Annotated in this window: 14 protein-coding genes and 1 tRNA gene; 5 read left to right on the forward strand and 10 right to left on the reverse strand. The window is 43.6% G+C overall.

Translation table 11 applies throughout. From position 1 onward, the window contains the following. The first annotated feature begins 12 nt into the window (after positions 1–12). Together DW121_RS02460 and DW121_RS02465 are read left to right on the forward strand one after the other, a co-directional pair. Positions 13–2,076, forward strand: coding sequence for an HD family phosphohydrolase (locus DW121_RS02460; RefSeq protein WP_118322956.1), 2,064 nt, complete (start codon positions 13–15; stop codon positions 2,074–2,076). A gap of 5 nt (positions 2,077–2,081) precedes the next feature. Further along, positions 2,082–2,849, forward strand: a complete 768-nt coding sequence (locus tag DW121_RS02465) for a hypothetical protein (RefSeq protein ID WP_117710324.1) — start codon at positions 2,082–2,084, stop codon at positions 2,847–2,849. Between the two features lie 22 nt (positions 2,850–2,871). Here the strand turns inward: DW121_RS02465 and DW121_RS02470 are convergent, their stop codons facing one another. The 3 genes from DW121_RS02470 to DW121_RS02480 all read right to left on the reverse strand — a co-directional run bounded on the left by DW121_RS02470 (position 2,872) and on the right by DW121_RS02480 (position 6,581). Continuing rightward, positions 2,872–3,354 carry a low molecular weight protein-tyrosine-phosphatase gene (locus DW121_RS02470; RefSeq protein WP_118322957.1) on the reverse strand — a complete coding sequence of 161 codons (483 nt, stop codon included), beginning with the start codon at positions 3,352–3,354 and terminating at the stop codon, positions 2,872–2,874. Positions 3,355–3,423: 69 nt separating this feature from the next. Then, on the reverse strand, positions 3,424–5,886 hold the full coding sequence (priA, locus tag DW121_RS02475) for a primosomal protein N' (protein ID WP_118323095.1): 2,463 nt from the start codon (positions 5,884–5,886) through the stop codon (positions 3,424–3,426). A gap of 110 nt (positions 5,887–5,996) precedes the next feature. Further along, positions 5,997–6,581 carry a porin family protein gene (locus DW121_RS02480; RefSeq protein WP_118322958.1) on the reverse strand — a complete coding sequence of 195 codons (585 nt, stop codon included), beginning with the start codon at positions 6,579–6,581 and terminating at the stop codon, positions 5,997–5,999. A gap of 257 nt (positions 6,582–6,838) precedes the next feature. On the opposite strand from DW121_RS02480, the gene DW121_RS02485 reads away from it, so the two are divergent. Then, positions 6,839–7,330 carry a GNAT family N-acetyltransferase gene (locus DW121_RS02485; RefSeq protein ID WP_117710328.1) on the forward strand — a complete coding sequence of 164 codons (492 nt, stop codon included), beginning with the start codon at positions 6,839–6,841 and terminating at the stop codon, positions 7,328–7,330. A gap of 61 nt (positions 7,331–7,391) precedes the next feature. Here the strand turns inward: DW121_RS02485 and DW121_RS02490 are convergent, their stop codons facing one another. The 4 genes from DW121_RS02490 to DW121_RS02505 all read right to left on the reverse strand — a co-directional run bounded on the left by DW121_RS02490 (position 7,392) and on the right by DW121_RS02505 (position 11,481). Continuing rightward, a complete protein-coding gene (locus tag DW121_RS02490; RefSeq protein WP_118322959.1) occupies positions 7,392–9,827 on the reverse strand; it encodes a DEAD/DEAH box helicase in 2,436 nt (811 codons plus the stop codon). A 125-nt stretch (positions 9,828–9,952) separates the two neighbouring features. Further along, entirely contained in the window at positions 9,953–10,174 is a 222-nt protein-coding gene (locus DW121_RS02495) for a DUF2795 domain-containing protein (protein WP_002558131.1), read from the reverse strand. Between the two features lie 72 nt (positions 10,175–10,246). Next, complete coding sequence (locus DW121_RS02500; protein ID WP_117710330.1) at positions 10,247–10,810, reverse strand: cob(I)yrinic acid a,c-diamide adenosyltransferase; 564 nt, start codon at positions 10,808–10,810, stop codon at positions 10,247–10,249. A 38-nt stretch (positions 10,811–10,848) separates the two neighbouring features. Further along, positions 10,849–11,481, reverse strand: coding sequence for a hypothetical protein (locus tag DW121_RS02505; protein ID WP_117710331.1), 633 nt, complete (start codon positions 11,479–11,481; stop codon positions 10,849–10,851). Positions 11,482–11,967: 486 nt separating this feature from the next. Between DW121_RS02505 and DW121_RS02510 the strand changes: the two genes are divergently transcribed. After that, positions 11,968–14,493 (forward strand): cellulase N-terminal Ig-like domain-containing protein, encoded by a 2,526-nt coding sequence (locus tag DW121_RS02510; protein WP_118322960.1) that lies wholly within the window; start codon positions 11,968–11,970, stop codon positions 14,491–14,493. A 355-nt stretch (positions 14,494–14,848) separates the two neighbouring features. Here DW121_RS02510 and DW121_RS02515 read toward each other — a convergent pair. Continuing rightward, positions 14,849–14,932, reverse strand: a tRNA-Leu gene (locus DW121_RS02515). Positions 14,933–15,088: 156 nt separating this feature from the next. Between DW121_RS02515 and DW121_RS02520 the strand changes: the two genes are divergently transcribed. Next, positions 15,089–16,174, forward strand: coding sequence for a mannose-1-phosphate guanylyltransferase (locus DW121_RS02520; protein ID WP_187119998.1), 1,086 nt, complete (start codon positions 15,089–15,091; stop codon positions 16,172–16,174). Positions 16,175–16,264: 90 nt separating this feature from the next. Here DW121_RS02520 and DW121_RS02525 read toward each other — a convergent pair whose 3' ends face one another. Both DW121_RS02525 and greA read right to left on the reverse strand, forming a co-directional pair. After that, positions 16,265–16,657 (reverse strand): HIT family protein, encoded by a 393-nt coding sequence (locus DW121_RS02525; protein WP_117710333.1) that lies wholly within the window; start codon positions 16,655–16,657, stop codon positions 16,265–16,267. Between the two features lie 54 nt (positions 16,658–16,711). Next, positions 16,712–17,176, reverse strand: coding sequence for a transcription elongation factor GreA (greA, locus tag DW121_RS02530; RefSeq protein ID WP_009122218.1), 465 nt, complete (start codon positions 17,174–17,176; stop codon positions 16,712–16,714). Between the last annotated feature and the right edge of the window lie 157 nt (positions 17,177–17,333).

Raw genomic sequence — 17,333 nt, forward strand, 5'->3', positions numbered from 1 at the left:
ATTTCAACCGATATGAGTTATTTCAAAGGTAAAAACAAAGAGTTCTCATTCAGAGATTTGATATATAAGGCGCTTATTTTTATAGGTACCGTCGGAGTTATTGTGTACTTCCTGCCGAGGGACGGCAAGTTCAATTATCAGTTCGATATTGACAAACCCTGGAAGTACGGACAACTGATGGCTACCTTCGACTTCCCTATCTACAAAGACGACCAAGTAGTGAAAAAGGAGCAAGACAGCATTCTGGCTTCTTTCCAACCTTATTTCCAGCTGGACAAAAGCACGGAGAAACTGGCACTCAAAAAGCTGAAAAACGACTATCAGACGCATCTGCGCGGTGTCCTGCCTTCTACCGACTACATCCGCCATATAGAAAAGATACTCTCCGAAGTATATCAGGCGGGAATACTTTCCACCGAAGAACTTGCGCAACTGCACAAAGACAGCACGTCCGCCATCATGGTGATAGACGACAAGCTTGCCAACCAACGGAATATCGACAGACTCTATTCCGTAAAACAGGCATACGCCTATCTCCTTACCGCCGATACCACGCACTATCATCCGAACATCCTCCGGCAGTGCTCTCTCAACGAGTATCTGTCCCCCAACCTCACCTACGATGCCCCGCGGACAGAAACCGCCAAGAAAGAGGTCCTCGACAACTATTCATGGGCAAACGGCATCGTACTGAGCGGACAGAAAATCATCGACCGCGGCGAGATAGTGAACCAAGAAACCTACAACATCCTCGAAAGCCTGCGCAAGGAGTCCATCCAACGCAGCGAATCCGTCGGACAGAAACGATTGATGCTGGCAGGGCAAGTGTTATACGTCAGCATCTTCATGCTGTGCTTTATGCTCTATCTCGACCTTTTCCGCAAGGACTATTATAACCGTAAGGGCAGCCTCTCGTTGCTCTTCGCCCTTATCATGTTTTACTGTGTGGTAACGGCCGTTATGGTGACAAACAACATATTCAATGTGTACATCATCCCTTATGCCATGCTGCCTATCATCATCCGCGTGTTCCTCGACTCACGGACAGCCTTCCTCACACAGGTCGTCACGATACTGATTTGTTCCATCTGCCTACGCTATCCGCATGAGTTTATCTTATTGCAGCTTACGGCAGGACTGGTCGCCATTTTCAGTTTGAGAGAGTTGTCGCAACGCTCGCAGCTATTCCGTACCGCTATTCTGGTGATTCTGACCTATGTAGCCGTTTACTTTGCCTTTGAACTGATAACGGAAAACGACTTGTCGAAGCTGAACGGCAGTATGTACACTTATTTCGTTGTAAACGGAGTATTGTTGCTCTTTACATATCCGCTGCTTTTCTTGGTAGAAAAAACTTTCGGCTTCACATCGAACGTTACTTTGGTGGAACTTTCCAACATCAACAACAGCTTGCTGCGACGAATGTCTGAAACCGTACCGGGTACATTCCAACACTCCATGCAAGTGGCCAACCTTGCCGCCGAAGCTGCCAACCGCATCGGCGCAAAGAGCCAGTTGGTGCGTACAGGCGCTCTATACCACGACATCGGCAAGATGGAAAATCCGGTATTCTTCACCGAAAACCAGTCGGGCGGTGTCAACCCGCACAAGAACCTCAGCTACGAGCAAAGTTCGCAAGTCGTTATCAGCCACGTGACGGACGGGCTGAAACTGGCAGAAAAAAACAATCTGCCTAAAGTCATCAAAGACTTCATCACCACTCACCACGGTCGCGGAAAGACAAAATATTTCTATATATCTTGGAAGAACGAACATCCCGGCGAGGAACCCAATGACGAGTTATTCACGTATCCCGGCCCCAACCCGTTCACCAAAGAGCAAGCTATCCTGATGATGGCCGACTCCGTAGAAGCAGCATCGCGCAGCCTGCCCGAATATACGGAAGAGAGCATCAGCAATCTGGTAGATAAGATTATCGATTCGCAAGTGGAGGAAGGTTATTTCAAAGAATGTCCCATCACCTTCAAGGACATAGCAACAGTGAAAGCCGTTTTCAAAGAGAAGTTGAAAATAATCTACCACACCCGCATCAGTTACCCGGAACTTAAAAAATAAAACCTATGGAAGTAAGCGCCAAAGAACGACAAAGAGCGGAACATCTGTTGCAAAGCCAACGGATTCAGCTGCACCGGATTGAAAGTTTCAGTTTCATGGAACGGTATCATCAGGCATCACACAAGGATGTCCCGACAGGCAAAGACAAATATGGTCCGGGGATATTCGTTTTTCATCTGAAGGAAAAACAGGATAAAGTATTGTATCTGCCGCCTTTCAAACATCCTTCATCCCTCGTCCGCTTTTTGGTATCTCAAGGCATACCTTTTACCAACTATACCCCGCGTGAACGGAGTGCGGACATTCTTCCGGCAGAAACTTACCAGCGTCCCTCACTGTATATGTTCTGGTTCTTCATATTGTTCCTTATGTTTCTGATATTGGGGTACTACTTCATCAGCGGCGACGCATGGTGGGGATTCATTCCGGCCATACTGTCTTTCGGACTGAGCCTTTTCTTCATCTGTATGCTGATGACCCGGTTTTGCTATTTGGCATTGGACAACGAAGCCCTTACCATACACAGCGCAGGCAGGACAATCCGTTATCCCTATGCCGACCTGCGGAAGGTAAACTTTGACTTTGCCCGGGAACAGACATTTACCCACATCATGGAATTGCTTGATAAAGACTATCGTTACCGCCTTTTCTACATCGGCAGGGTTTCAAGAAAGAAACTGAATGAAATAGCCGAGCGGTTGCAGCAAGCCGGAGTAGACGCAACATGCAGCCTCAACGACAGCAAGCGCTTTTATCAAGATGAAAGACATTAACCGGTGATTGGGAGAGTAATGATTAGTCAATCGCATCCAGTAGCCCTACGCAAGCATCCTCCAAGACATCGAGCACATATTCAAAGCCCTCGGCTCCGCCATAATAAGGGTCGGGCACATGATCGGCATGAATGAACTTCGTGCAATATTCCGTCATGCGATGTATCTTTTTCCACTCTTCGGTGGAAGGAGCACGGTCTTTCAAATCGTCAATATTGCGGTCGTCCATTCCGATGATTAAGTCGAAATTATAGAAATCATCCGTACGTACAGGTCGGGAACGATGTGTCAAGTCGTAACCTCGACGCGCAGCATGGGCGCGCATCCTGCTGTCAGGCAGTTCCCCCTGATGATAGGAAAGGATTCCTGCCGAGTCAATAACGAACTCATCTTCACGCCCGGCTTGTTCTATCAAGTGTTTCATCACTCCTTCCGCCGAAGAAGAACGGCATATATTACCGAGACACACGAACAATATCTTTGTTTTTCCTTTGGTTTGTAACATATTATATATAGTATAAAATTATCAGTTTACATCCATGAAGTACGCCAATTCTTAATTCTTAATTTCCCCCTACATCGGGTCTACGTCATAATACACTATCAGCGACTTGAAGCGGTCTTCCATAACCATCTCTTTCTGCACCTGCAACAGCAATTCGCGGACACGCGCCATAGGAGCCTTCGTTTCAATCTTTACCACGATTTTACGGATGAACAAGGTTTGCACACGCGCCACAGGCGGTTTGTCCGGGCCCAGCACCCTATTCCCGAAAACAGCACGCAACTTGCCCGCCATAGTCTGAGCCATCAAATCGAGCAAAGTCTCATTGCGATTCTTCAAGTACACATACACAAGGCGATAATAAGGGGGATAATGAAACATCTGCCGTTCGGCAAGTTGGCCGCCCACCATACCTTCGTAATCGTTGGCAATCACTTGGGGAATGATGGGGTGCTCGATGCTCTTGGTTTGCAGCACTACCCTGCCCCGCTTATTCTTCCGTCCCGCACGTCCTGCCACTTGGGCCATAAGCTGGAAAGCACGCTCATAGGCACGAAAGTCCGGATAATTCAACATTGTATCGGCATTCAGAATGCCCACCACGCTCACATGATCGAAATCCAGTCCTTTGGAAACCATCTGCGTACCGATAAGAATATCCGTCTTTCCCTGTTCAAAATCCGCAATGATACGCTCGTAGGCGGCACGCGTGCGGGTTGTATCCAAGTCCATACGTGCAACGGTTGCCTCGGGAAACAGAAGTTTGATGTCATCTTCTATCTTTTCCGTACCAAAACCGCGGTTACGCAAATCCGTCCCTTCACAAGCCGGACAGATGCGGGGCGGCTGATAGGTATATCCGCAATAATGGCAAGTCAGCTGGTTTAGTCCTTTATGATATGTCAGGCTGACATCACAGTTCTTGCATTTGGGAACCCAGCCGCATGTATGACACTCTATCATCGGAGCAAACCCCCTGCGATTCTGAAACAGAATGACCTGTTCTTTCTGTTCCAACGCCTCACGGATATATTGCAACAACAGGGGAGAGAACGGACCGTTCATCCGCTTCTTGCGTTGCAATTCCTTTATATCCACCGGAATAATCTCCGGCAACTGTATCTCCTTGTACCTTTCTTTCAGTTCCACCAATCCATACTTGCCGGACGTGGCATTGTGCCAGGTCTCTATAGACGGAGTCGCTGTACCCAACAGAGTCTTGGCGCCATACAGCGCAGCCAGCACAATAGCGGCATTGCGTGCATGATAGCGGGGCGCAGGATCTTGCTGCTTATACGTATTCTCATGCTCCTCGTCTACAATAATCAAGCCCAAATTGCGGAGAGGCAGAAATACGGAAGAACGTACCCCCAGAATAATGTCATACCCACTGTCCGAGAGCTGCTTCTGCCAGATTTCCACCCGCTCGGCATCCGGAAACTTTGAATGGTAGATGCCCAGACGGGAACCGAACACCCGTTGCAAACGCTCGGTAATTTGTGTAGTCAGAGCTATTTCCGGCAACAGATACAACACTTGTTTTCCTTGCCGGATGGTTTCTTGTATCAGATGAATGTAAATCTCCGTCTTGCCACTGGACGTAACACCATGCAGTAAACAGACATTCTTAGTTTGAAAACTTTCTACAATATCATTGTACGCCCGCTGCTGATGCTCGTTCAAAGGGTTTAAAGGAAACGTTGTCTTGGCAGAAATCGTATTCAGTCTGCCAATTTCTTGCTGATAGACCTCAAAGACTCCGCGTTCCACCAACCCATTGAACACGGCGGGAGTAGCGGAAGTCCGCACTAAAAGCTCTTTCTTTGTGACTTCCTTCGGTGTCTTGCCCAAACAACCGGAGAGTTCTATATACTTCATCAGCAAGTCCAATTGTTTGGGAGCACGGTGCTGCAGTTCGTCAAAGAAGAAGTGCAAGCGGCGTTCGTTACCAGCCGCTTCCGTCAAACGCACGCGAGTCTCAGTCTTAGGTTTATAGGTACGCTTCAATTCTTCCTTTACAAAAATCGCTTCTTTATCCAACAAGGACTTTATCACAGCCAAAATATTCTTGATACCGCTCTCCTTCTCCAATTTTGTGACACATTGTTCCGGTTCTACGGAGAGCAAATCCAGTATCTTCCGTTCTCTTTCCGGCAACTGCACATCTGATTCAAAGTCAGGATTGTACTCTATTATTGTCTCACTTTCCAGCTTCAGACCGGAAGGAAGCGCCGCTTTATAGACATCACCTTGCGTACAGAGATAGTAATCTGCCAGCCATCCCCAAAACTTGAACTGCTCGGGCAGCAGGATAGGATGTGCATCCAGCAGGACGCTCACTTCCTTCACCTCATATTCAGTCGGTGCAGAATAGTGTACGTTTCGTACAATGGCCGTATAGTACTTCTTTCGTCCGAAAGGTACTACTACCCGGCAGCCAATCTGTACTTCTCCGGCTATATCTTCCGGCAGTGAGTACGTAAAGCTGCTATGCAGGGGAAGGGGCAATATGACATCTACAAATTTTTCCATTACAGCGGCAAAGATAGCACTTTTCAGAAAGAAGGAGGACAGAGGAGAAAAAAATAGCGTTGCATAACAAAAGTCAGCAACGCTATTCATATAATAATATCTGTCAGTACTTAGAAAATGTAAGCGGCTGAAATTTGCCAAGTTTTATTCTTACCACCGATTACTGATTCGCCTACAGCTTTCCATTTATAAGAATCACCCAATGGAATATTATAGTTAACACCTATCTGCAAGTGTTTAATCAACTTCACACCAGCACCGATATTAATACCTACCATCGCCTTCTTCTTTTCCAGTTCTATAGCTTCGTCTATGTATTTCTTATCTCCACTGAAGTTAAAGAAGAAGTCAGGACCAGCTGCAACAAATACACCCAGCATACTACCTAATCCAATAGTATATTTTAAATTAATAGGTATATCCAATCCAGTCTGTTTTCCGTCATCCTTACCTCTCTGAGAAAATAACAAAGCTCCATCTACTCCCAAACCAACAACAGGAATGGTCACCTCCGCCATCGGACCGATAAAAAAGCCGGTAGCATTATCCTTATTACCGTCATATCCACCATCCCAATCTACTTTAGTCAGGTTCACACCACCTTTAACACCAAACTTTATAAGTTGAGCCTGAGCAGGCATAGCTACTGCCAAACAGCATATAGCTATCATAAAAACACTAAAAATCTTTTTCATAATTCAATATGTTTAAATTTTCGGGACAAATATATGTAAATTATTCCTAAAATGAACAATGAGTCTTCCAAATTGTTCACCCTTACCATAACAATGAACCGTCAAACGCGGTACTTTGGTAGTAATCATAAAGTAGGAATCCTCCTCTATCGCCTATAGAAAAAGACTATATACCTCATGTATAATGTACATATGCCTTATAAAATTGACTACCTTTGCAACGTATTTTTTTCATTCGGAACGTACTCCTACAGATTATGATAAAGATTAGAAAAGCAGATATTGCAGAACTCAGTATCCTTATGGACATCTTTGAGCAAGGAAAACGCATCATGCGTAAAGACGGGAACATGAAACAGTGGACCGGTGGCTATCCCACCGAAGAAATCGTCAGGAAAGATATTGAAAACGGGAACTGCCATATATGCCTTGATGAGGGACAGAACATCGTAGGAACTTTCGCCTTTATACCGGGGGAAGACCCCACCTATGCACAAATCTATGACGGCGCATGGATAGACAACACACGTCCCTACGGGGTTATCCACCGCTTGGCAAGTACAGAAGACAGCAAAGGCGTGGCATCCTCCTGCCTGCAATGGTGCTACCGCCAAATACCCAACCTGCGTGCCGACACACACCGCGACAACCGCATCTTGCAACATATACTCAAAAAGCATGGTTTCCAATATTGCGGCATCATCTACCTACTGAACGGCGACGAACGGCTGGCTTTCCAGAAACTGTAAACGAGTATATGAAGTCTCCCAAGCTGCAGACAGTTATCGTGTATGATGAACCGTCTGCAACTTAACGACTGATATACTTCTTTTTCAACTCGTCCACACCCGTTCCGGTGAAATACTCTTCCACAAAATCCCAACGCTGTTCGTCCGTCAAGGTATCTGTGCCGAAGAAAGAAGAGAACAAGTCTATCTGTTCTTCAAAAATCCTTTCGTTCGTATCCAGAATGAGATTGTGGTATTCGTTAGAGTCCGCCAACTGTTGCAGAAGTTCCGGATTATCGAACCGGATATGCACACAAGGCGTACCGCCTCCCTCTACGCTGAACGAAAGACAGTCGAGCATGGAAAGGAGATTGAGCAACATATTCAAATCGGAGAACGGGGTGCAATAGAACTGCAGACGCTTGCCCTTATTACCAATGATACGCTGAGCGAACAACTTCTGATAACGAGACAGAAGCAAGTCGAACCCTTTGGTAACCGCAAACGAGAGTTCGTTAGAATCTTTCTTCTTGATACTGCTGATGTAACTCACGCTACGCCCCTCTTCAGTACGGCTTTCCAATAGCGAACCTATGAAACGCTTGGCAGACGGCACATCCATGCCATGCTCGGCAAATACCGCACGCAGTTCTTCTTCATCAAAGCGTCCTTTCGATTTCAACAAGGCTGTTTTCAGCATCGTTACCAGACTCTTGAACAAGGCATCCATGCGCTGGCGAATAATTGTGGCATCTTCTTTCAGCAACACTTCATGCTTGCCTACGGAAACTGCACGAGAACCTTCCCACAGTGTACCGCTATTCAGTTTCTGCTTGAATTCCCTATACCCCAGCTCGGGAAAACGTTCCTCCCAAAGGCTATCCAAACGTACACGATAGACTCCTTCTTCGCCTTCCACCTTCGTAAGGTAGGTTTGGAACTCACGCGCAAAGGCATCACCCGTCTTATCTTGAACATAACCCTCCGTCAACAGGTTTTGCGGACTGACTTCCAACAAACGCATTCCGTAGCGCTGTGACAAATCATCTTCCAGCCACAGCAGGGCAGTCTTTATGAGTTGTCCCAGCTCAGCTTCATATTCCAGTTTGTTTTTGGTGCGCGGCAGTTTTACCACGAACTCAAAATCGGACAGCGATACAAGAATCTCTTCTTTCGCCCCTTTCATCCGATATACTTCCATAAGCTTTTTCAGAATAAGTTCCAACTGCTCTTGCGCAATACTACCGGTCTGGTGCAGACGCTTCATATAATAAAAGTCGCGTTCGTGATAATCGGTGGCAGCAACACCGTGAACATCAACGTCACGGGCTGCACGGCCTATCTCCTGAATATAATCAACGAACGTACTGGAAGGCGCCACATGATAAACTCGATCAATATCGCTGATGTCCACTCCCATGCCGAAAGCTTTCGTGGCAACAATCATCCGCTTCGTACCCTCTTTAAACTCTTGTACAATGGCGGCTTTCTGCTCTTTATCTTTCTTTCCGTAGTAAGAAGCCACCAAACGCCAGTCAGCAGAGTGCACCCAGGTCTTTATACGCATATCTATACTGCCCGCAAAAGGATAGTAAAGCAGCGTTTTATGCCCGTCGAGAAAGTCTTCCACACGCTCGGATATAACGCGCTGCTTACCTTTATCATAGGTTTCTCCCTCTTCCAAGGTAAGCCGGCGGATATCAAAACTAATATTCTTGCGTTTTACCGTACCCACATAAAGCACACAGGGCTCCATTTGCAGGGAACGAATAGTCTCGAACACCATATCATTACCGCCTTTGGGATTCCATACGGCAGTGGCGGTTAGTGCAAATAACGGGAACGTATAACCGAGACTCTGCTTCAAAGCGCTCAAATAACGTCCCAAAAACCAATAATCCACACGAAACTCTTTCCCCCAAGTGGTTACCGTATGCGCCTCGTCAATAACGACCATACCAATACGGCGGCCGCCAATGAAATGCTTGATGTCATAGGAAAGCAACAGTTCGGGCGAAAGATAAAATAAATCAATCTCTCCCTCACGTACCGCCCGGTAAACCTCCATCTTCTGCTCCGGCGAAAGATCGGAAGATGCATACGCCACACGCTCGTAGCCCAAATCTTGCAAACTTTCCACTTGGTCGACAATCAACGCTTTCAAAGGAGAGACAACAATAGTCAGCAGATTATATTCTTTGCCCAAATAGATGGCCGGAAGTTGAAACAACAGCGACTTTCCTGAACCGGTAGGGGCAGTCAGCAAAATATTATCCGGCTGTGTCTCCTCTTTCTGCGCCTTTTCAGCTTCCCGAATCACATTCTCAATCAGTTGCCCCTGAGAAATACAGAGGGTTTCCCTGCTTTTAAACAAATCATCATAAATTTCAAGGTTACGGAAGCAATCGTAACCGTATGTATCTCTTAAAAGTTCCGTTACACCTTGCCGGCAGTCTTCGGGCAAATGGCGTTCTTTCAAATCCGGCAAGCGGCGTACCTCTTTTGTTTGTGTCATCATTGATGCAATGGGGGATTAAAAAAAGAAAAGAGATAGTATTCCAGCCATAGCAAAGGCCTTCGTACTACCTCTTTCTATAATTTGTCTTATCCGCAAACCAATGGATAAGATTTAATCAAAGCGTATTAATACTCCTCTTCGTTGAAGAAGAAATCTTCTTTGCTGGGATAATCAGGCCAAATATCTTCAATACTTTCATAAATCTCGCCTTCATCTTCCATCTCTTGCAGGTTTTCAATAACCTCAAGCGGAGCACCCGAACGCATGGCATAATCTATCAGTTCATCCTTAGTTGCCGGCCAAGGGGCATCTTCCAATTTAGATGCTAATTCCAATGTCCAATACATAGTTTCTAAGTATTAAAATTGTGAATATTAATTCCTAATCTTTATTTTTCGGCAAAAGTATAACAAAATATTTCACTTGCAACTATTATTCCAAAATATTTCTTCTTTTTTCGCGTCTTGATTCATTTTTCGCGAAAGAACGAACAAATAGTCAGACAAACGGTTGACATAAGCTAATAATTCTGAAGAAATATCTACCTGTTCTGCCAAAGTAAGAATGCGCCGCTCGGCACGACGACAAACCGTACGGCAAATATGACAAACGGCAGCTCCCCGACATCCTCCCGGCAAAACGAAAGAAGTCAATGGAGGAAGCCCCTCGTCTAAACAGTCTATCTCATGCTCTATCGTTTCCACTTGTTCAGAAGTAATGACGCTTACTTCATTGAGTTTGGTCTTTTCACGATCTGTTGCAAGATAAGAACCTATCGCAAACAGATTATCCTGAACTTGCTGCAAGAAGTGTCTGTCATGCTCATCGGTAAGGAAAGTAATGAGAAACCCCAAATTGGAATTCAACTCATCCACCGTACCATAGGTTTCAAGGCGGATGTGAGTTTTAGAAACACGCGTACCACCCACGAGAGAAGTGGTTCCTTTGTCTCCGGTCTTTGTATATACAAGGCTCTTCTTCATAAATAATCATTTTTTTCCTTTGAAACGCCTAAAGGTAATCAAAAGTTGACAATATAGTCTTGTTTTATCTTGGTTTTATCAAAGAAGATAATGCCAAGGTCATACAGGTCGAAAGTAATACCCGCCTTTTCATGCTGCCTGATGCGTTTCCAAACAGCACGCATTTGTGAGGTATAATGAATGCCCTCAATTACAAAAACCGATGTTTCTGCTGTGCGGGCAACACAGATGCGTAATACTTCTTCTACAAAATCCGGACGACGATAATCGTGAAGGTATAGGAAATCGACCGATGTACCGCTCTCCAAAAAAAGTTCGGACAAATCGGAAGCCACAGTATAATCCGCTCCTTCCTTACCGGCTTTCAGATAAAGGGAAGAGGCAGCCGAAACACCGGCATCTACAATTGTAACAGGCTGTGCATAATTCACTAAACGAAACAGAAGCCGCTTCACTTTTATTGATTCATAACCCCATCTCCGGTTTTTCTGTGACGAGAGTTTCTTTTGTTCATCAGCCAAATCCCTATATTTATAATAAGGAGTGGTTTCATAGATAACGTATGTTATCAGATTGAAAGCAAAAGGCGAATGTACCCCATAACCGCAACGGTGACGGAAGCGGTACAGCCAAATAAAAGGACGTTTCAGCGCAAGCAATATACGGTTCATTACAAGTTGATTCTTTATTACACTGCAAAAATACAGAAAAACCGGAAATGGAAGTCAATCATGGAGTTTTCCTTCAATATTCTTCAAAAAGTTCTCCTAAGTCAACAAAACAATTTCTTCTTATCATCAAATAAATAGATTCAAACATATATTTTGTAACAGAGGTATTGGAAGTAAATTGACTAAAAAGAAGGTGACTACTTGTTAATAAAGAATATTTTTTATAACTTAGACAAGTAAAAAGATGCTATGACGGCACAACCAAACACAAAGAGCAAGACAGTACCATTGTTATACTTTTGATATTTAGGCAGGTAAAAGTATCACGTTTAATTATCAGAAATACATTAAGATCAATATTATGAAAACATCTTTACCTATCCTTTTATATGCATTTCGCAGCAACAACTTGTTGTAACCACCACTAAAATAATGCACAACAAAAACTCATACAAAATTCATATTAACCACTAAAAAAAACACAGAATGAAAAAAGTATTATTAGCATGTTCCGTACTATTAGCCACAGCATGTAGTAATAGTCCTGACCAAAACTTAAGGCTGAACGAACTTGAGTACTTTGAAACCCAAGGGGTCAACGTACTAGTGTACAGCAACTTATTTTCAGGAGGATTCAATGATGAGAAGAACTCCGGTATCGAACTCATCCACCATGGTGTACGCACTGCACAAGGTGGAGCCATCAGGCTTTCCAATACTCCTGAGCAATGGGATTTGGTTCCTTCCACCCCATCAAGAAAAGTAAATACTAAGGATAATTCCATCGAAGTAACCCTCCGATATGATGATTTCAACTTCGACTCCCGTATAGTAGTGACAGGGAGAGGCAAAGCTGTGGAAATTTCCGTTTATCTGGACAAACCTCTTCCACAAGAATTGGAAGGAGACGCTGGATTCAACCTTGAATTTCTGCCTTCACAATATTGGGGAAAAACTTATATCATGGACGGACAGCCCGACCGCTTCCCGCGTTATGCCGTCAGCAATACCATTACTCGCCCCAACTCCGAAAAAATCAAGCAATTTAAAGGATATAAAACTTATGATGACCGGGGAACAGGCAGATTCGTAGATCCGCTACCATTATCCACCGGACGTACCATGATACTGGCTCCCGATGCTCCCGAACGAACCGTAAAAGTAATTTCCCAAGATACCGATCTGATGCTTTTTGATGGACGTATGTTAGCCCAAAACGGATGGTTCGTATTACGAAGCATTCTGCCTCCCGGCAAAACCGGTAAAGTACTGACGTGGACTGTAGAGCCAAATGCCATCAAAGACTGGATCAGAGAGCCTAACATCGGCTTCTCTCAAGTGGGTTATCTTCCATCACAGCCCAAAGAAGCCATTATAGAGCTGGACAAAAAAGACAAAATAATCTCTAAAGCCTCTGTCTACCAAGTAAAAGAAGATGGATCAGAAGTAGAAGTGTTCACCGGGGAGACCTCTACGTGGGGGACCTACTTCAAATACAACTATGCAAAATTCGACTTCTCGGAAGTTAAAAACCCAGGTATATACTATATCAAGTACGGTAATGTGAAAACAAACAATTTCCTTATTGACCCAACAGTGTACAACCATATCACCGATGCCACCACCGATGTATGGATTCCTATCCACATGAATCACGTGACAGTGAATGAAGGATATCGTATTTGGCATGGTGAACCTTTCAAAGAAGGTTATCTGCAGGCTCCTCCCAGTACAGACCATTTTGACCTGCATAGTCAAGGTCCAACCACCGATACCAAATACAAGGCACTGGAACTAATTCCCGGATTAAACGTAGGCGGCTACTTTGATGCAGGTGATTTTGATATAGAAACCGGCGCCAATATCAATGTCGTTCAAAATTTTGTCAGAACCTGGGAACTCTTCAAACCGCTACGCGACGAAACATTCATCAACGAAAAACAACGTTACGTAGATCTCCACCGCCCAGACAGCATTCCCGACATTATCCAATACATAGAACATGGAGTATTAAACCTTGTAGCACAAGCTGAGAACATAGGGCATATGTCACAGACCCTTTCCAATTCCGTACTCGATAATTATCATCACTTGGGAGACGCAGCATCTATCACTGATGGGCTCCATTATGACCCTAAATTAGCCCCTTATGAAAAATCAGCTGATGGAAAATCAAGTGGTACTCCGGATGATATGTGGGCCTTTACAAGCCGCAATCCGAGTTTGGACTTCCGGGCAGCTACCATGTTTGCTGCCGCAAGTCGCGCCTTGAAGGGTTACAATGATGATCTTTCGGAAAGAGCCCTGAAGCAGTCGAAAAGACTACTGAAAGAAGCTACGGAACTGATGGCAAAAAGTTCTCCTAAAAACAATAGACAGAAAACTACAGAGGATATGGCTGCAAATCTGCAATTATACGTATCTACCGGAGAAAAGAATTATCTGGAACACTTCACGCAGGAAATATGGCAATCATTAGAACATAATGTCAACTACAATATCATGACTGCCATGGATGCTATTCCTTATATGGATACCTCATATAAAGAAAAACTCCGTCCATACGTTACAAAATACAAGGAATATCTTGATAACCTGAACCAAGACAATCCTTACGGATTGCCAATTGGACGTGGTAATTGGGCAGGAAACGGCGGCATGGTCAATTTTGGCACCACAGTCTGCTTTGCCAGTAAATATTTCCCTGACATCATAGACAGCAGCTATGCATTCAAAGTAGCCAACTGGCTATATGGTTGCCACCCTTACCACAACTATTCATTTGTAGCAACCGTTGGAGCCACCCGCCCCAAAGAGGTCTTCTATGGTAACAACCGAGCAGACTTTTCTTTTATCCCTGGCAATATGGCTCCCGGTGTATTATTCAGACAACCCGACCACTTTGAAAATTATGATGATTGGCCATTTCTATGGGGACAAAATGAAGGCACTATCGCAGGAAATACAAGTTATGTAATTTTCGGTCATGCCTTCAAAGATCTGGTAAACTAATCTATTAAGATCTGAATATTAACAAACAACGGAGGGGGATTCAAAAAATCGAATCCCCCTCCGTTCATATAAAACCTTCTTTTACATTGCCCCAGATTCTTAGGAACAACATTCTTATCTTCAAGGTAGACCGTTTCCTATCATCTCATATGGCATTTTTACGTTGGTTCTTTAGGGCGCAGTTCAGAGGGGTAAAAGATAAGGCTTTCTTTTTATATAGACTGACTATGTTGTATGCATAAAAAAGAAAATCCCTCAGGTTTTTACGTTGATCCCTTAATATATCAGCAAACCAATGAGTTACGAGAAGTAGAAAAGAAAAACGGAGAGAGTTTTTCAACTTTCTCCGCTTCAGTACCCAGACCCGGGGTCGAACCGGGATGGAAGTGAATCCACTGGTGTTTGAGACCAGCGCGTCTACCGATTCCGCCATCTGGGCATCTTGATTTCTCAATTGCGGTGCAAAGATACGGCTTTTTTTGAAACCTGCAATACTTTTATCAAAAAAAGGCGAAAAAAGTAAGAAAATATGCAGGAAGCATTCCTTGTTTATAAAATATGCAGTACTTTAGCAGAAACTTTTAAAACATTTAATATGATGACCAATAAGGATAATTTCTGTGTAATCATGGGTGGTGGAATTGGCAGTCGCTTCTGGCCTTTCAGCCGCAAAACTCTTCCAAAACAGTTCTTGGATTTTTTTGGCACAGGGCGTTCATTATTGCAACAGACATTTGATCGCTTCAGTAAAATAATACCTACAGAAAACATACTGGTCGTAACAAATGACCTATATGCAGACTTAGTAAAAGAACAGCTTCCCGAATTAAAGCCTGAACAAATTTTATTAGAACCTACACGCAGGAACACGGCACCTTGCATTGCATGGGCAGCCTATCATATCCGTGCATTGAATCCAAATGCCAACATTGTAGTAGCTCCTTCAGATCATCTTATCCTTAAAGAAAGTGAATTTCTTACCGCTATCGAAAAAGGTTTGGCATTTGTTTCAAAATCAGACAAATTATTAACCCTCGGCATCAAGCCTAACCGTCCCGAAACAGGATATGGCTATATACAAATTGCAGAACATATAGACAGTAACTTCTATAAAGTAAAGACTTTCACTGAAAAGCCTGAGTTGGAATTAGCCAAAGTGTTCGTAGAAAGTGGAGAGTTTTACTGGAATGCCGGTCTTTTTATGTGGAATGTAAATAGCATTATCAAAGCCGGTGAGTTGCTCCTACCCGAATTAGCGACCAAACTGACAGCCGGGAAGAACGTATATGGAACACCTGAGGAAAAGAAATTCATAGATGAGAATTTCCCGGCATGCCCTAATGTCTCTATTGATTTCGGCATCATGGAGAAAGCTGATAATGTATATGTATCATTAGGAGATTTCGGTTGGTCCGATTTAGGTACATGGGGTTCTCTGTATGACCTTTCTCAAAAAGACGAGTTGGAAAATGTCACTTTGAAATGTCAGTCTTTACTGTATAACAGCAAGAATAATATCGTTGTCCTTCCTCAAAACAAACTTGCTGTTATTGACGGCTTGGAAGGATACCTCATTGCCGAATCAGATAATGTGCTACTAATTTGCAAGAAAGATGAAGAACATTCCATCCGTAAATATGTAAATGATGCCCAAATAAAACTGGGAGAGGATTATATTTAACAAATAATGAAGTAAATCTTTAAGCATAATAAAAAGCGGTAGTTGTTGTTTTCAACTACCGCTTTTATACAGAGGAGGAAATTAAATCTCTTAGAGTGCCATACGAATAGCTTCGGCTACTACCTTAAATTCTGCATCTGTCAATTTCAGTTTAGGATTAGAGAAAAGCATATCTTTTTCATTCCGCATAGGAATCAAATGAATATGTGCATGAGGAACTTCCAAGCCTAAAATGGCTTCACCCACTTTCTTGCAAGGAAAAGCCTTACCGATAGCTAACGCCACTTTTTTTGCAAAGACATGCATCTCAGCCAAATCCTCATCCCTCAAATCAAATATATAGTCTACTTCCTGTTTGGGAATGACCAATGTATGACCTTTCACCAATGGATTAATATCAAGAAATGCAAAGAATTTATCATCCTCCGCCACCTTATAGCAAGGTATTTCACCTGCGATAATTCTGCTGAATATTGTTGCCATAACTTTATAATATATATAAAATAAGGCAAGCCCGCATACGGACCTGCCTTTCTTTTAAAATGAAATGTTTACTACTTCCAGATTAATCATACCTTGCGGTACTTTGATTTCAGCAACATCTCCTACCTTTTTACCAAGCAAACCTTGCGCAATCGGAGTGTTTACAGAAATCTTTCCCTCTTTCAGGTTAGCTTCGCTTTCAGAAACAATAGTATAAGTCATCTTCATACCATTCTTCACGTTCTTCAGTTCCACTTTATTCAATATCTGTACACTGTCAGTCTTCAATTTAGATTCATCAATAATCTTAGCGTCGGCAATCACCTGTTTCAACTTATTGATTTTCATTTCAAGAAGACCTTGGGCTTCCTTTGCTGCATCATATTCTGCATTCTCAGACAAGTCTCCCTTGTCTCGCGCTTCTGCAATAGCTGCCACAATTTTCGGGCGCTCTACCGTTTCCAGCTGTTTCAAATCGGCCAACAACTTATTGTAGCCTTCTTCTGACATATAAGCCATACTTTTTTCCTCCTTATTTTATATGTATTTTTTAATGGTACTATAAACAAAAAAGAATTCCAACATGGTCAGCATGCTGGAACCCTCTTTCCTATTTCCTTTGCAAAGATAGACTTTTAAATAATGCGTGTCAAGCAAAAAGTACTGCTTTGTAACA

The organism is Bacteroides sp. AM10-21B (genome assembly GCF_003472565.1).
GTDB classification, from domain to species: Bacteria; Bacteroidota; Bacteroidia; order Bacteroidales; family Bacteroidaceae; genus Bacteroides; species Bacteroides propionicigenes.